Source organism: Micromonospora sp. NPDC005707, assembly GCF_040631005.1.
Taxonomy (GTDB): Bacteria; Actinomycetota; Actinomycetes; order Mycobacteriales; family Micromonosporaceae; genus Micromonospora.
On the sequence record NZ_JBEXYR010000009.1, the window covers coordinates 57,343 to 70,914 of the forward strand.

Here is a 13,572-nt window from a genome sequence, read left to right on the forward strand (position 1 = left end):
CGAACCATTCCGGTCAGTACGGCGGGCCCCGGGCGCGCCTCGGGTGGTTGCCCACCATGGGTGGGTGAAGGAGACCTCGGACATGGCACCGTGTTCGAGGAGGCTCCATGACCGAGTTGTCGTACCTGTCCGCTGCCGAGCTGTCGTCGGTCGGCACCCCCACTCTCTGGGCGGTGACCATCGCGGGCGTGCTGGCGCTGCTGGTGCTCGACTTCCTGGTCACCCGGCGGCCGCACGAGGTCTCCCTCAAGGAGGCGCTGGGCTGGTCGGCCTTCTACATCGCCCTGCCGCTGGCCTTCGGCGGCTGGGTGTGGGGCCGCTACGGGTCCGAGCAGGGCGTGCAATATCTCACCGGTTACCTGGTGGAGAAGTCGCTCTCGGTCGACAACCTCTTCGTCTTCATGCTGCTGCTGGCCGCGTTCGCGGTGCCCGCCGTGCTGGCCCAGCGGGTGCTGCTCTACGGCATCGCCGGCGCGCTGGTGCTGCGCGCGGTCTTCATCGCCCTGGGCGCCGCCGCCCTGCAGACCCTCGACTTCGCCTTCCTGCTGTTCGCCCTCATCCTGATCGCCACCGCGGTCAAGCTGCTGCGCGACGCCCTCACCGGGCACGAGCAGGAGGTCGACATCGACAAGATGCGGTCGGTCCGGCTGCTGCGCAAGGTCATGCCGGTGGTCGACGAGTACCACGGTCCGAAGATGACCATCCGGCAGCACGGCCGGCGGGCGCTCACCCCGTTCGCCCTCGTGGTGGTCGCGGTGCTCGCCACCGACGTGGTCTTCGCCGTCGACTCGGTGCCCGCCGTCTACGGCATCACCGAGGACCCCTACCTGGTCTTCGCCACCAACGCCTTCGCCCTGCTCGGCCTGCGGGCGCTCTACTTCGTCCTGCACGCCGCCCTGAGCCGCCTCGTGCACCTCAGCTACGGCCTGGCCGCCATCCTCGCCTTCATCGGCCTCAAGCTGGGCCTGCACTGGGCGCACGGCATCTGGCCCGGGGTGCCGCAGATCCCCACCCTCGCCTCGCTCGGCGTCATCATCGGTGTCCTGGTGATCGTCACCCTGACCAGCCTGCGCGCCACCCGCGACCGCACCCCCGGGGAGCGGTCGGTCGTCGCCGAGCGGCGGTGACCCGGCCGCCGCGCCGGTCACCCGGCGCGGCGGCTCCCGGCCGAACCCGTCGCCCCGACCCCACCCCAGGTGGTACGACTGACGCGTGGGAATCGTGTCGCCGGGCTTTCAGGGCCGGCCCCGTACGGCCGAACCGGCCCTGCCACCGGGGCAGTACCTCACCGAGGACTTCCCGGTGCTCTCCGCCGGGCCGACGCCCCGGGTGCCGCTGGACACCTGGGAGTTCGTGCTCACCGCCGAGAACGGCGCCGAGTACCGCTGGTCCTGGGACGAGCTGATGGGCCTGCCGCAGGAGACGCCGCACGTGGACATCCACTGCGTCACCCACTGGTCCAAGCTGGGCACCGACTGGCAGGGGGTCTCGCTGGACACCTTGCTCGACGGCGTCGACACGGCCGCCCGGTACGCCCTGGTCCACTCCTACGGCGGCTACACCACCAACCTGCCGCTGGACGACCTGCGCGGCGGCCGGGCCTGGGTGGCGCACACCTACGACGGCGGCCCGCTCCCGGCCGAGCACGGCGGCCCGGCCCGGCTGCTCGTGCCGCACCTCTACTTCTGGAAGTCGGCCAAGTGGGTCCGTGGTGTCCGGCTGCTCACCGACGACCAGCCCGGCTTCTGGGAGACCGCCGGCTACCACGACTACGGCGACCCGTGGCGCGAGCAGCGCTACCAGGGCGACTGAGGTGGCCGCCGCGCTGACCTGGCGGGTCGCCCGGCTCGTGGAGCGGCGGGTCGAGACGCCGAGCGCGCAGACCCTCGTGCTGGACGTCCCCGGCTGGCCGGGGCACGTGCCGGGGCAGCACGTCGACATCCGGCTCACCGCCGCCGACGGCTACCAGGCGGCCCGCTCCTACTCCCTGGCCGGGCCGGCCGAGGGGGAGCGGATCGTGGTCACCGTGCAGCGGGTGCCCGACGGGGAGGTGTCGCCGTACCTCATCGACACCTACGCCGAGGGCGACCCGGTGGAGGTGCGCGGGCCGATCGGCGGGTGGTTCGTCTGGCGCTCCGACGAGACCGCGCCGGTGCTGCTGGTGGGCGGCGGCTCCGGGGTGGTGCCGCTCATGGCGATGGTCCGGGCCCGGCGGGCCGCCGGCAGCCGGGCGCCGTTCCGCCTCATCTACTCGGTACGCACCCCCGACGACGTCTTCTACGCCGACGAACTGCGCCGCCGCACGCGCGACGACCAGGGCCTCGACGTCGCGTACGTCTACACCCGCGCGGCGCCGGAGGGCTGGCGGGGCGAGCCGCACCGGATCGGCGTGGCCGACGTGAACACCCACGGCTGGCCGCCCGACCTGGAGCCGCTCTGCTATGTCTGCGGCCCCACCGGTTTCGTGGAGACCGTGGCGGACCTGCTGGTGGGGTTGGGCCACCCGACCCGGCGGGTGAAGACCGAGCGGTTCGGCCCGACCGGCTGACCACCCGAGGAGAGCGCATGACCGACATGTCCTACGTGGACGGCAACATGCTCGACGGGCCGCTGCGCGAAGTCTTCGCGGTCGACCTGAGTTCCGCCATCGGGCGCTGCGACCACTGCGGCATGACCGGCCCGATGGCGGGGCTGCACGTCTACTCGCACGCGCCCGGCCTGATCGGACGCTGCCCGGCCTGCACCGAGGTGATGGTGCGCCTGGTCCGCGCCCCCGACCAGGCCTGGCTCGACCTGCGCGGCACCACCTACCTCCAGATCCCCATGCCCCTCGACCAACCCCACCCCCGCCCGCTTTGACCCGGCGGGGCGCCCCGAACGTCAGGACGTGACGGTGAGCTGGCCCACCTGCACGGGGCTGGGTTCGGCGTGGTTCGTCGGGTTGAGGGGCGCCGGCGCGCCCGCCGGCCGGGCCGGCGCCGGGGCGGGCACCGGGCGGGCGACGGCCGGCGCGCTCCGCCGCCACCGCCGGCGCAGCCGGCTGACCAGCTGCCCGGCCGTCACCGGAACCACCGACAGCACGAGCTGGCCGTTGCGCGGGTCGACGGTCGCGGCCACCCCGTACAGGCGGGCGCCCTGGCGCAGCAGCCGGGGGCGGCCGGCGGCGAGCCGGGGCGCGCGGACCGGGGCGCTGCCCCTGCCGTGGCCACCGTCGACCTCCGCCCGCACCGGGTGGCGCTGGCCGCTGGCCGCGCTGCCGGCGAGGAGCCGGTCGACCGGGAAGTCGGTCCGCACGGTCCGGCCGGTCGGGTCGGTGGCGTCCAGCAGGGTGGTGCCGGCGACCGGGCCGGCCACCAGCCGCACCGGCCCCGCCTCCGCGGCGAAACGGGGGTACGGGCTGCGGGTGGTCACCGCGAGGGTGTGTGCGTCCGCCCAGCTCACCGTCACGGTGTCGAGCCGGGCCAGCCAGTCGGCGCGTACCTCGGTGACGTCGGTCCAGGCGGCCGGCGCGCCCGGGTAGCCGGCGTGCCAGCGGCCGTCCGCGACCACCGTGGCCGGGACACCCCGCTCGGCGTCCTGGTCGATGATCGCCAGCAGCTCGTCGACGCCTCCGGCGGTCACCGCGCCCAGCCGCAGGCGGGCTTCGATGTCGAGCCGGCTGCGGAGCCCGTCCGTGACGTACCGCTCCACGAGGCGGCGGACCACCGCGTGCACCCGCTCCTGCGCGGCGCGGTCCAGGCGGCGGAAGTCGTCGCCGACCAGGTTGGCCAGCTCCAGCCCGACGTGCCGGCGCAGCACCGCGTCCCGCCGGGGGCCGGCCGGGATCAGCCCGGCCACGAACGCGAACAGCCGCTCCACACTGACCAGGCGCTGGTCGACCCGGCTGTGGTAGGTGATGTTGCGGGCGTCCAGGCGGCGCACCGCGTGGTAGTAGTCGTAGTCGGCGAGCACCGAGATCCGCCGGGCGTGATAGCAGGCGGCCAGGGTGAACGGCTGGTCGCTGAGCACCGGCATGTCCTCGGGGAAGCGCAGCCCGAGCCGGTCCACGAGGTCCCGCCGGAACAGCTTGGTGTTCGCCAGCGACCAGGGCAGCGCGGAGTCGAACAGGCTCACGTCGACCGCGTTGCCGGCGGCGAAGACGTCGGAGAAGACGTGCCGCCCGTTGACCCCGACCACCTTGCCGAGCACGACGTCCGAGCCGTACCGGTCCGCGGCGGCGACGAGCCGTTCGAGGGCCTCCGGGCCGAGGTGGTCGTCCGAGCCGAGGAAGAAGACGTACCGGCCGGTGGCCACCTCGAGGCCCCGGTTGCAGGGCGCGGCCGGGCCGCCGGAGTTGGCCTGGTGCAGCACCTTCACGGTGTCGGGATGGCGGGCGGCGAGCCGGTCCAGCAGCCGGCCGCTGCCGTCGGTCGAGCCGTCGTCCACCGCCACGATCTCCAGCCGGTCCCGGCCGATCGTCTGGCGCAGCAGCGAGTCCAGGCAGGACCGCAGGTAGGGCCGGGTGTTGTAGACCGGGATGACGACGCTCACGTCTGGGGTGGGCACCGGAGCGCTCCTCGGGGAGTCGACGATTCGGGCGTGTCCGTGTCGGGCGGGGATGGAACCTCGGGCAGCAGCCGGCGGTACGCCGCCTCCAGCACCTCGGCCTGGGCCGACCACGTCCAGGCGGCGAGCAGGCCCGGCCGGTCGTACGCGGCGCGGTGCCGGGCGGGGTCGGCCAGCACGGCGGTCACCGCGCGGACGAGGTCGTCGACGTCGCCGGCCCGGAACACCTCGCCCTGGCCGGTCTCCCGCACCGTGGCCGCCATGGTCCGCACGTCGCTGACCACCACCGGCAGCCGGGCGTGCGCGTACTCGAAGAACTTGGTGATCAGGGCGATCTCGTGGTTCGGCCAGCGGTGGATCGGGATCACCCCGACGTCCGCGCCGGACAGGAACGGCACCACCTGCCAGTGCGGCACGTACGGCAGCACGTGCAGCCGGTCGGCGACACCGAGCCGGGCGGCCCGCTCGGCGAGCCGCTCGACGTAGCGCAGCGCCGGGTTCACCACCAGCGCGAGGTGCGCGCCGGGCAGCCGGGGCAGGGCCTCGACCAGGGTGTCCAGCCCGCGCTGCGGGGCCGCCGCGCCGCTGTAGACCAGCAGCGGCACGTCGGGGGCGATCCCGCACTCGGCCCGCAGGTCCGGCGGCGGCGCGTCGTCGGCCGGGCGGTGGTCGTCGGCGGGGGCGTTGAGCAGCACGCCCGGCGCCTCGGCGAGCCGGTGCTCGCGGCGCAGCAGCTCGGCCAGGTCCGCCGAGACGGTGAGCACCGTGTCGGCGTACGGGGCGTACTCCCGCTCGTGCGCCCGGTGGGCGGGCAGCCAGCGGGCGTGGTCCCGCCACGGCTTGATCCCGGGCAGGAACTCGTGGGCGTCCCAGACCAGCGCGACCCGGCGGCCCTGGCCCGCGGCGCGGATCTTGGCGCGGGCGCCGACGCCGAGCATCCGGAAGTCGTGCGCGTGGATCAGGTCCGGGCGCAGCCGGTCCACCTCGGCGCCGTAGGCCAGCTCGTAGTCCCAGAGCCCCGGCTCCAGCCGCCGCCACGCCCGGTCACCCTGGACGAGCTGCCAGAACAGCGTGTAAGCCCGGTCCCACGGGCTGCGGAAGCGGCGGCCGTACCGGACCCTGTTCATCATCTTCGTGCGCAGCCACACCCAGCGGTCGAGCAGCCGGGCGGCGACCTCCCGCCGGCGCAGCGCGCGCCGGGCCCGTCCCAGCCGGGCGCCGGCCAGCTCGCCGTCGGCCGCGCGTCGCGTCACCAGGGCGGCGCGGACGGCCAGGTCCGCCCGCCAGGCCCGGACCCACTGGGCGCGGTGCTCGGCGATGCCGTCCGACCGGTACGCCAGCGGCCAGCGCAGCGAGCGGCGGAACTCGTGCCGGCGGCGGTGCAGCGGCTCCGGCATCGGCAGCAGCCGCACCTCGGCGGCGCCCAGCCGCCAGCTCCGCTCGGCGCCGTCGGGGGAGCGGCCGAGCAGGGTCACGTCCCAGCCGGCCTCGGCGGCGGACCGGGCGATCTTCTGCACCCGGGAGTCGCCCTCGACCTTGTTGTCGACGAGCATGACGATCCGGCCGCGGCGCGGCGGTGTCGCCTCCTCGTGTGCCACTGCTGGTCCTCCGCTGGTCGGCCGGCCTCTCCGGCGCGACACCACGCTGGCGGAGGCATCGGTCGGCGCGGCTACGCCGACATGACGGCAAGGTGACCTACAGGAGGCGGTTGGGGGCGCCGGTGGGGAGACCGGACGGCCTCCCCACCGGCGCGGATCAGCGGCCGGTGTCGCCCAGCCGGCGCCAGGACAGCGCGGTGAGCACCGCGAGCGCCGCCGCGGCCAGCCAGAACGGCGCCAGGAGGCTCCCCGTCGCCCGGGCCAGGACACCACCCGCGGCGGTGCCCAGTGCGGCCCCGCCCAGGTCGGCCAGGGCGTAGACGCTGGTCACCCGGCCGCGCAGCCGGTCCGGCACGAGGCGCTGCCGCAGCGACACCACGAGCACGCCCCAGACCATGGCGTGCCCGCCCCACACGGCCAGCGCCGAGCCCGCGACCACCGGATTCCGGGTGCCGGCCAGCACCAGCTGAAGCCCGATCTCGATCAGCAGCCCGGCCCGCAGCAGCGCGGGCGTGCCGAACCGGGACCGCAGCCGGGTGGCCAGCGCGCTGCCGGCCAGCCCGCCGAGCGCGGAGGCGGTCAGCAGCAGGCCGTACCCGACCTCGGCGAGGCCGAGCCGCTGGCGGGCGTAGAGCACGAAGGCGGCGAACGCGGCGCAGAAGGCGACGTTCATGACGGCGATGCAACCGGCCAGGGTGCGCAGCACCGGCACGGCCCAGAGCGCGCGTACGCCCTCCGCCACGTCGACCCGCAGCGACCGGCGCGGAGCCGCGGGCGCCGGCGGTGTCGCGGACGGGACGGGTCGCCAGCGCAGCAGGGCCAGCAGCAGCGCGGCCAGCCCGAAGGTGGCCGCGTCGAACCCGAACGGCAGCGCGGCCGCGCACACGAAGAGGTACGCCCCGAACGGCTTGGCCACGAACTGGTTGCCGATCACGAAGGTGGCGGCGAGCCGGCTGTTGGCCTGCTCCAGGCGGTCGGCGGGCACCACCGAGGGCAGGAGGGCCCCGGCCGCCGTGTCGGCGAGGGTCTCGCCGATGCCGGTGAGGAAGAAGGCGAGGCAGACCAGGGGCACGGTGGCCACCCCGGCGAGCACGGCCCCGGCCAGCGCGGCCAGCACCAGGGCCCGGCCCAGGTTGACCGCGACGATCAGCCGGCGGCGGTCGAGCCGGTCCACGAGCGCCCCGCTGACCAGGGCGAGGAGCAGCCACGGCAGTTGCGGGGCGAGCGCCGCGGCGGCCACCGCCGCCGGGTCCGGGGTGAGCGAGGCGACCAGCAGCGGCGCGGCCACCAGGGTGACACCGTCACCGAGGTTGGAGACGGCGGAGGCGGTCCAGAGCCGGCGGAAGTCGGGGCCGAGCCGGCCGGCGGGAAGGGTGGCCGTCATGCCGGCCACCGGGCAGGGGTACGCGGTCCGGGTGCGACGCGGCACCCGGACGGGTCGTCCGGAAACACGAGGAACTCCCTCGGAAGCGATGTGGTGGCGTGCGGGCACGCCGGGATGTCGGGACCCGCGCGGGGCGGATCACCGGATCGCTTCGCGGTGCGGGTGGCGGTGTCGGGCCCGGCGACAGCGCCGGGCGGGCGCGGAGGCCGCGCCGGTCAGGTCAGGACACCGGGTCGCCCACCGGCGAAGCGGAAACCAGCACCGTGCCGAGTGGAGCAGTCCTCATGATCGACCTCCCGTCCTCGGGTGCCACGCTAGGGCAGGCCGGCGGGTGGCGCGACCCCGATTGGACAGCGGGCGGGCGGGTGACCGAGAGTGGCTGGCCGTGAGGTACCTCCGCAGCGACGGCCGCGTCGCGATCCGCCGTCCCCGCCCCGCCGACGAGGCGGAGTTCGTGGCCGCCGCCCGGCGCAGTCACGACCTGCACCATCCGTGGCTCACCGCGCCCGACGACGCCGAGCGGTACGCCGCCTACCTGCGCAAGATCCGGGGGCGGGGCAGCTCCGGGTACCTGTTCTGCGACCGGGCCACCGGCGAGATCGCCGGGTACGCGAACATCAGCGGCATCGTCATGGGCGCGCTGCGCGGCGGTTACCTCGGCTACGCCGCCTTCCGGCCGTACGCCGGCACCGGGCACGCCTCGGCCGGGGTCCGGCTGGTGATCGAGCACGCGTTCACCGCGCTGGGGCTGCACCGCCTGGAGGCGAACATCCAGCCGGGCAACGAGCCGTCGAAGAAGCTGGCCCGCCGGCTCGGGTTCCGGCAGGAGGGCTTCTCGCCGGACTACCTGTTCGTCGACGGCGCCTGGCGGGACCACGAGCGCTGGGCGATCACCGCGCCGGAGCCCGGGCGGGACTGACGGCGCGGTGGGCGGCCGCCGAACGGCGGCCGCCCACCGGCCTTGTTCGATTGCCGCACGGTGGGTCAGCTGCCCGGCTTCGGGAACGCCACCGGGCTGCGGTGCCCGGCCCGGTCCACCGCCCGGACGCCGAAGAACACGTTGTCCTTCGACAGGTCGATCGTCACCTCGGTGACGTCGCCCACCGGCAGCACCTTCTGCCACTCGGCGGCGGTGGTCTCCCGCCACACCACCTCGTAGCCGGCGAGGTCCGGTTCGGTGCCGCGCTGCCAGCGCAGGGTGGTGTCGTTGGTCAGGTTCGTGGTGACGACGGTGACCCCCTTCGGGGTGCCCGGCGCCTGTGCCAGGGACCAGAGCGTCGCGCCGTTCACCCGGGCCACCCGGGTGATGTAGTCGAAGTCGCAGAACTCCGGCAGGTCGCCGTACTGGACGCCGTCGACCACCCGGACGTCCTGGTGCTGGTGGGCGAAGTCCTCGTTCGGCTCGGTGAAGCGCCCGGCCGGCCAGCCCTCGCGCAGGAACGAGATGTGGTCGCTGCCGCGCAGGTAGCGGTCCCGGCGGTAGATCACCCGGACCCGCATTCCGGTCGCGCCGTTGTCCGCCACGTCGGACACGAACCGGGCCAGCTGCCGGGACGGCGAGTCGTTCTCGCCGCCGACGGACTGCCGCACGCTCGCCTCGGCCGGGGTCTCGGACGTCGGCACACCCTCGGCGAAGAGCCGGACGACGCGCGGGTCGCGGGTGCCGTCGTCGGCGGTGCTACTCCCGACGATGTCGTTGCTGAACATCCCCTGGACGTCCACCCCGGCCGCCTTGAGCTGCCCGGCCAGGTACGCCGAGCCGTACAGCCCCTGCTCCTCGCCGGCCACCGCGGCGAGGACGATGGTGGCCTCGGTGCGCCGGGAGGCCAGCACCCGGGCCAGTTCCATCACGACGGCCACGCCGGAGGCGTCGTCGTCGGCGCCCGGAGCGTCGCTGACCGCGTCCATGACATCGGTGGCCCGCGAGTCGTAGTGGCCGGTGATCACGTAGACCCGGTCCGGAGCGGTGTCGCCGCGCAGGGTGGCCACCACGTTCGTGATGGTGGTGGGAGTCGGGATCCGGGAGGCGGGCGGCTGCACGTACGACTGGAGTGCGACGGTCATCCGGCCACCGGAGGCGGCGGCGAACCCGGTGAGCTGGGCGTGGATCCAGTCCCGGGCGGCGCCGATGCCGCGTACCGGATCGTCCTGGTCCGAGAGCGTGTGCCGGGTGCCGAACGCGGCGAGCCGGCGGACGGTGGCCTCGATCCGGTCCCGGTCGATCTCGCGCAGCAGCGCGGTCAGCTCCCGGCCCGGAGGCTGCGGCCGGGCGGGGCGCCCCGGGCCGGGCGGCGCGTCGGTGCCGCCGGCGGCGGCCGGCGTGGCGGTCAGCGGAGCGGCGACGGTGGCGGCGGTGGCGGCGGCGGAGGCGGTGAGGAAGGTGCGCCGGGTGGACCTCGTGGGCCGACCCCCGGCGGTCTCGTGGGTTCCCATCTGGGCATCCTCGCCCCTGATGGTGACACTTGTCCATATAGGCGACCGCGGATGGAGTGTTCACCCGGAGTGGGTGATGACGCTGCGTGATCACCGCTCCTACGGTGGGAGGCATGGCCGTCGCACGTCCGACTCCCGCCGATCCGATGCCCGGTCTCGTCGCCGCCAGCCAGACCGCCGACCAGCGGGCCGTCCCGCCGGAGCTGGGCCCCGACTCGATCGCGGTGCTCAGCGGCCCGTCGTTTCTGTACTCCGACCGGTGCGGGGACGTGCCTTCCGGCAGCATCGGCGGGCTGGTTCACCTCGACACCCGCCTGCTCAGCAGCTGGATGCTCACGGTCAACGGCGGCGCGTTCCTGGCGCTGCGCTCGCAGACCGTCGACCACTACTCGGCGCAGTTCGTGCTCACCAATCCCGAGCTGCCCGGTCTGCCGCCGAACAGCCTCGGCGCGCGGCGGTTGCGGTTCGTCGGGGAGAGCTTCCAGGAGCGGATCGAGCTGATGTCCTACCGGACCGAACCGGCGCGGGTCGAGCTGCGGCTCGCCGTCGCGGCCGACTTCGCCGACCTCTTCGAGGTCAAGTCCGGAGTACCCGACCGGTCGGCCGACACCGTGCGCCGGCACGGCGCCGACGGCGCGGCGCTGTCCTTCCGGTATGAGCGCAACGGCTTCCGGGCCCGCACCGACGTGCGCTGCTCGGTGCCGCCGGACCGGGTGGAGGGCGACGAACTGGTCTGGGAGGTCGAACTGCAGCCCCGGCAGGAGTGGCGGGTCGACCTGGAGGTGCCGCTGCCGCCCGGGCCGGGCGTGGTGGAGCCGGTGCGCGGCGACATCGGCGACGTGCTGCACGGCCGGGCCGACGACCCGCTGCGGCGCTGGACCGAGAGCCGGGCGATCCTGGACTCCGACAACCCGGTGCTGGAACGGGTCACCCGCAAGTCCCGTTACGACCTGTCCGCGCTGCGCCTCGACCTGGAGGTCAAGGGACAGCGGATCATGCTGCCCGGGGCGGGGCTGCCCTGGTTCCTGACGGTTTTCGGCCGGGACACGCTGATCACCGCGTACCAGACGCTGGCGGCGGGCCCGTCCCTGGCCCGCGGTGCGCTGCTGGCGCTCGCCCGGCTGCAGGGCACCCGCTGCGACGACTTCACCGACGAGGAACCCGGCCGGATCCTCCACGAGGTGCGCAGCGGCGAGCTGGCCCGCACCGGCGTCAAGCCGTTCACCCCGTACTACGGCACGGCGGACGCCACCCAGCTCTGGTTGATCCTGCTGTCGGAGTACTGGCGGTGGAGCCGCGACGACGACCTCGTCCGCCTCCTGCGCGGGCACGCGCTCGCCGCGCTGCACTGGATCGACGACTACGGCGACCGGGACGGCGACGGCTACGTCGAGTACGCCACCCGCTCGCCGGAGGGGCTGGGCAACCTGTGCTGGCGGGACTCCCCGGACGGGGTCAGCTTCTCCGACGGCCGCATCCCGGTGCTGCCGATCGCCAGCAGCGAGATCCAGGGCTACACCTACGACGCGAAGCTGCGCCTGGCGGAGCTGGCCGACGGCCCGCTGGCCGACCCGCCGCTGGCCGCCCGGCTGCGCGCGGACGCGGCCCGGCTGCACGAGCGGTTCAACCGGGACTTCTGGCTCGACGAGCGGGGCGGCTTCTACGCGGTCGGCCTGGACGGCGACAAGACCCCGATCGACTCGAAGACCTCCAACATGGGACACCTGCTGTGGAGCGGCATCGTCCCACCGGAGCGCGCCGGGGCGGTGGTGCGCCAGCTCATGCACGAGGACATGTTCTCCGGCTGGGGCATCCGCACCCTGTCCCGTGAGGACCGCCTGTTCAACGCCCTCGGCTACCACGCCGGCACCGTCTGGCCGCACGACAACTCGATCGCGGCCCTCGGGCTGGTCCGGTACGGCTACCGGGCCGAGGCCAACCGGATCACCATGGCCCTGCTCGACGCGGCCGAGCAGTTCGGCTACCGGCTCCCCGAGGCGCTCAGCGGCTCCGTCCGGGAAGGGACGATCTTCGCCGTGCCGTTCCCCACCGCCTGCAGCCCGCAGGCCTGGGCCTCCGGCGCGCCGCTGGCCCTGGTCCGGGCCATCCTCAACCTGAACCCCGTGGACGGGCGGCTGGAGATCGACCCAGACATCCCACCGGAGCTGGGCCGGATCACCAGCGAGCGGGTCCGCGCGTTCGGCCGCTGCTGGGACCTCGAGGCGGTCGGCCGGACCGGGTACGTCCGGCTCGCCCCCGGCTGACGGCCACGTTTGTCGGGGTCCTCGACGGGAACGGCAGCAGGCATGACGAAACCTCGTGTGGTGATCGTGGGGGCCGGGTTCGCCGGATACCACGCGGCGAAGGCGTTGAGCCGGATGGCCGGCAAGCGGGCCGAGATCGTCCTGCTGAACACGACCGACTACTTCCTCTACCTGCCGCTGCTGCCCGAGGTCGCCGCCGGGGTGGTCGAGCCCACCCGGATCTCCGTGCCGCTGGCCGGCACCCTCGACGGCGTCCGCGTGGTCATCGGCGAGGCGGACCGGGTCGACCTGCAGAACCGCTGGGTCGGCTACCGCTCCGCCGAGGGGGACCACGGCCAGCTCGCGTACGACCGGCTGGTGCTCTCCGTCGGCAGCGTCAACAAGCTGCTGCCGATCCCCGGCGTGACCGAGTACGCGCACGGCTTCCGCGGCCTGCCCGAGGCGCTCTACCTGCATGACCACGTGATCCGCCAGCTCGAGCTGGCCGAGCTGGCCGAGGACCCGGTCGAGCAGCGGTCCCGGACCACGTTCGTGGTGGTCGGCGCGGGCTACACCGGCACCGAGGTGGCCGCGCACGGGCAGCTCTTCACCGACCGGATGATGGCCCAGCGGCCCCACCTCAAGGTGCGCCCCCGCTGGATGCTGCTGGACGTGGCCCCGCGCGTCCTGCCCGAGCTGGACCAGCGCCTCTCCGTCACCGCCGACCGGGTGCTGCGCCGGCGCGGCGTCGACGTGCGTATGGGCACCTCGGTCTCCGAGGCCACCCCGGACGGGGTGCTGCTCACCGACGGCGAGTACGTCCCGACGTGCAGCCTGGTCTGGTGCGTCGGGGTGCGCCCGGACCCGTTCGTGGCCGAGCTGGGGCTGCGCACCGAGAAGGGGCGCCTCGTGACCGACGAGTACCTCAACGTCCCCGGCTACCCGGAGGTGTTCGCCTGCGGCGACGCGGCGGCCGTGCCCGATCCGACCCGCCCCGGGCAGGTGTGCGCGATGACCGCCCAGCACGCGCAGCGGCAGGGCAAGCTCGCCGCGCGCAACATCGCCGCCTCCTACGGGCAGGGCACCCGGAAGTCGTACAAGCACCGTGACCTGGGCTGGGTGGTCGACCTGGGCGGCAAGGAAGCGGCGGCCAACCCGCTGCACGTGCCGCTCGCCGGCCTGCCGGCCAAGGCGGTCACCCGCGGCTACCACCTCTATGCCATGCCGAGCAACCGGGCCCGGGTCGGCGCGGACTGGCTGCTCGACGCCGCCCTGCCCCGGCCGGCCGTGCAGCTCGGCCTGGTGCCGGCGAACGCGGTGCCGCTGGAGAGCGAGTCGCCCGAGGTGGTGCACCGCCGCTGAACGGGTC

General features: G+C 74.5%; 11 protein-coding genes. 7 read left to right on the top strand and 4 right to left on the bottom strand.

Features of this window, described 5'->3' with window-relative positions:
- Positions 1-107: 107 nt before the first annotated feature.
- The 4 genes from ABZ452_RS19740 to ABZ452_RS19755 all read left to right on the top strand — a co-directional run bounded on the left by ABZ452_RS19740 (position 108) and on the right by ABZ452_RS19755 (position 2,859).
- On the top strand, positions 108-1,127 hold the full coding sequence (locus ABZ452_RS19740; RefSeq protein WP_357944725.1) for a TerC family protein: 1,020 nt from the start codon (positions 108-110) through the stop codon (positions 1,125-1,127).
- Positions 1,128-1,221: 94 nt separating this feature from the next.
- Positions 1,222-1,812 (top strand): sulfite oxidase-like oxidoreductase, encoded by a 591-nt coding sequence (locus ABZ452_RS19745; protein WP_357945339.1) that lies wholly within the window; start codon positions 1,222-1,224, stop codon positions 1,810-1,812.
- Position 1,813: 1 nt separating this feature from the next.
- Positions 1,814-2,548: a ferredoxin reductase gene (locus ABZ452_RS19750; RefSeq protein ID WP_357944727.1), complete on the top strand. Its 735-nt coding sequence runs from the start codon at positions 1,814-1,816 to the stop codon at positions 2,546-2,548.
- A 17-nt stretch (positions 2,549-2,565) separates the two neighbouring features.
- Positions 2,566-2,859, top strand: a complete 294-nt coding sequence (locus ABZ452_RS19755) for a DUF6510 family protein (RefSeq protein WP_357944730.1) — start codon at positions 2,566-2,568, stop codon at positions 2,857-2,859.
- Between the two features lie 21 nt (positions 2,860-2,880).
- On the opposite strand, the gene ABZ452_RS19760 is transcribed toward ABZ452_RS19755, so the two are convergent.
- The 3 genes from ABZ452_RS19760 to ABZ452_RS19770 all read right to left on the bottom strand — a co-directional run bounded on the left by ABZ452_RS19760 (position 2,881) and on the right by ABZ452_RS19770 (position 7,527).
- The gene (locus tag ABZ452_RS19760) at positions 2,881-4,545 is read right to left on the bottom strand and encodes a glycosyltransferase family 2 protein (RefSeq protein WP_357944732.1); all 1,665 of its coding nucleotides are present in this window, start codon (positions 4,543-4,545) and stop codon (positions 2,881-2,883) included.
- Positions 4,527-6,098 carry a glycosyltransferase family 4 protein gene (locus ABZ452_RS19765; protein WP_357945342.1) on the bottom strand — a complete coding sequence of 524 codons (1,572 nt, stop codon included), beginning with the start codon at positions 6,096-6,098 and terminating at the stop codon, positions 4,527-4,529. The genes ABZ452_RS19760 and ABZ452_RS19765 overlap by 19 nt, the downstream gene beginning before the upstream one ends.
- Before the next feature lie 202 nt (positions 6,099-6,300).
- Complete coding sequence (locus ABZ452_RS19770) at positions 6,301-7,527, bottom strand: MFS transporter (protein ID WP_357945344.1); 1,227 nt, start codon at positions 7,525-7,527, stop codon at positions 6,301-6,303.
- Positions 7,528-7,912: 385 nt separating this feature from the next.
- Here ABZ452_RS19770 and ABZ452_RS19775 point away from each other — a divergent pair, with 385 nt between their 5' ends.
- A complete protein-coding gene (locus tag ABZ452_RS19775; protein ID WP_357944735.1) occupies positions 7,913-8,446 on the top strand; it encodes a GNAT family protein in 534 nt (177 codons plus the stop codon).
- Between the two features lie 65 nt (positions 8,447-8,511).
- Here the strand turns inward: ABZ452_RS19775 and ABZ452_RS19780 are convergent, their stop codons facing one another.
- Positions 8,512-9,960 carry a M20/M25/M40 family metallo-hydrolase gene (locus tag ABZ452_RS19780; RefSeq protein WP_357944738.1) on the bottom strand — a complete coding sequence of 483 codons (1,449 nt, stop codon included), beginning with the start codon at positions 9,958-9,960 and terminating at the stop codon, positions 8,512-8,514.
- Between the two features lie 113 nt (positions 9,961-10,073).
- Here ABZ452_RS19780 and ABZ452_RS19785 point away from each other — a divergent pair, with 113 nt between their 5' ends.
- Both ABZ452_RS19785 and ABZ452_RS19790 read left to right on the top strand, forming a co-directional pair.
- Positions 10,074-12,224 carry a glycogen debranching N-terminal domain-containing protein gene (locus ABZ452_RS19785; RefSeq protein WP_357944741.1) on the top strand — a complete coding sequence of 717 codons (2,151 nt, stop codon included), beginning with the start codon at positions 10,074-10,076 and terminating at the stop codon, positions 12,222-12,224.
- Positions 12,225-12,266: 42 nt separating this feature from the next.
- Positions 12,267-13,565, top strand: a complete 1,299-nt coding sequence (locus ABZ452_RS19790) for an NAD(P)/FAD-dependent oxidoreductase (RefSeq protein ID WP_357944744.1) — start codon at positions 12,267-12,269, stop codon at positions 13,563-13,565.
- The last annotated feature ends 7 nt before the right edge of the window (positions 13,566-13,572 follow it).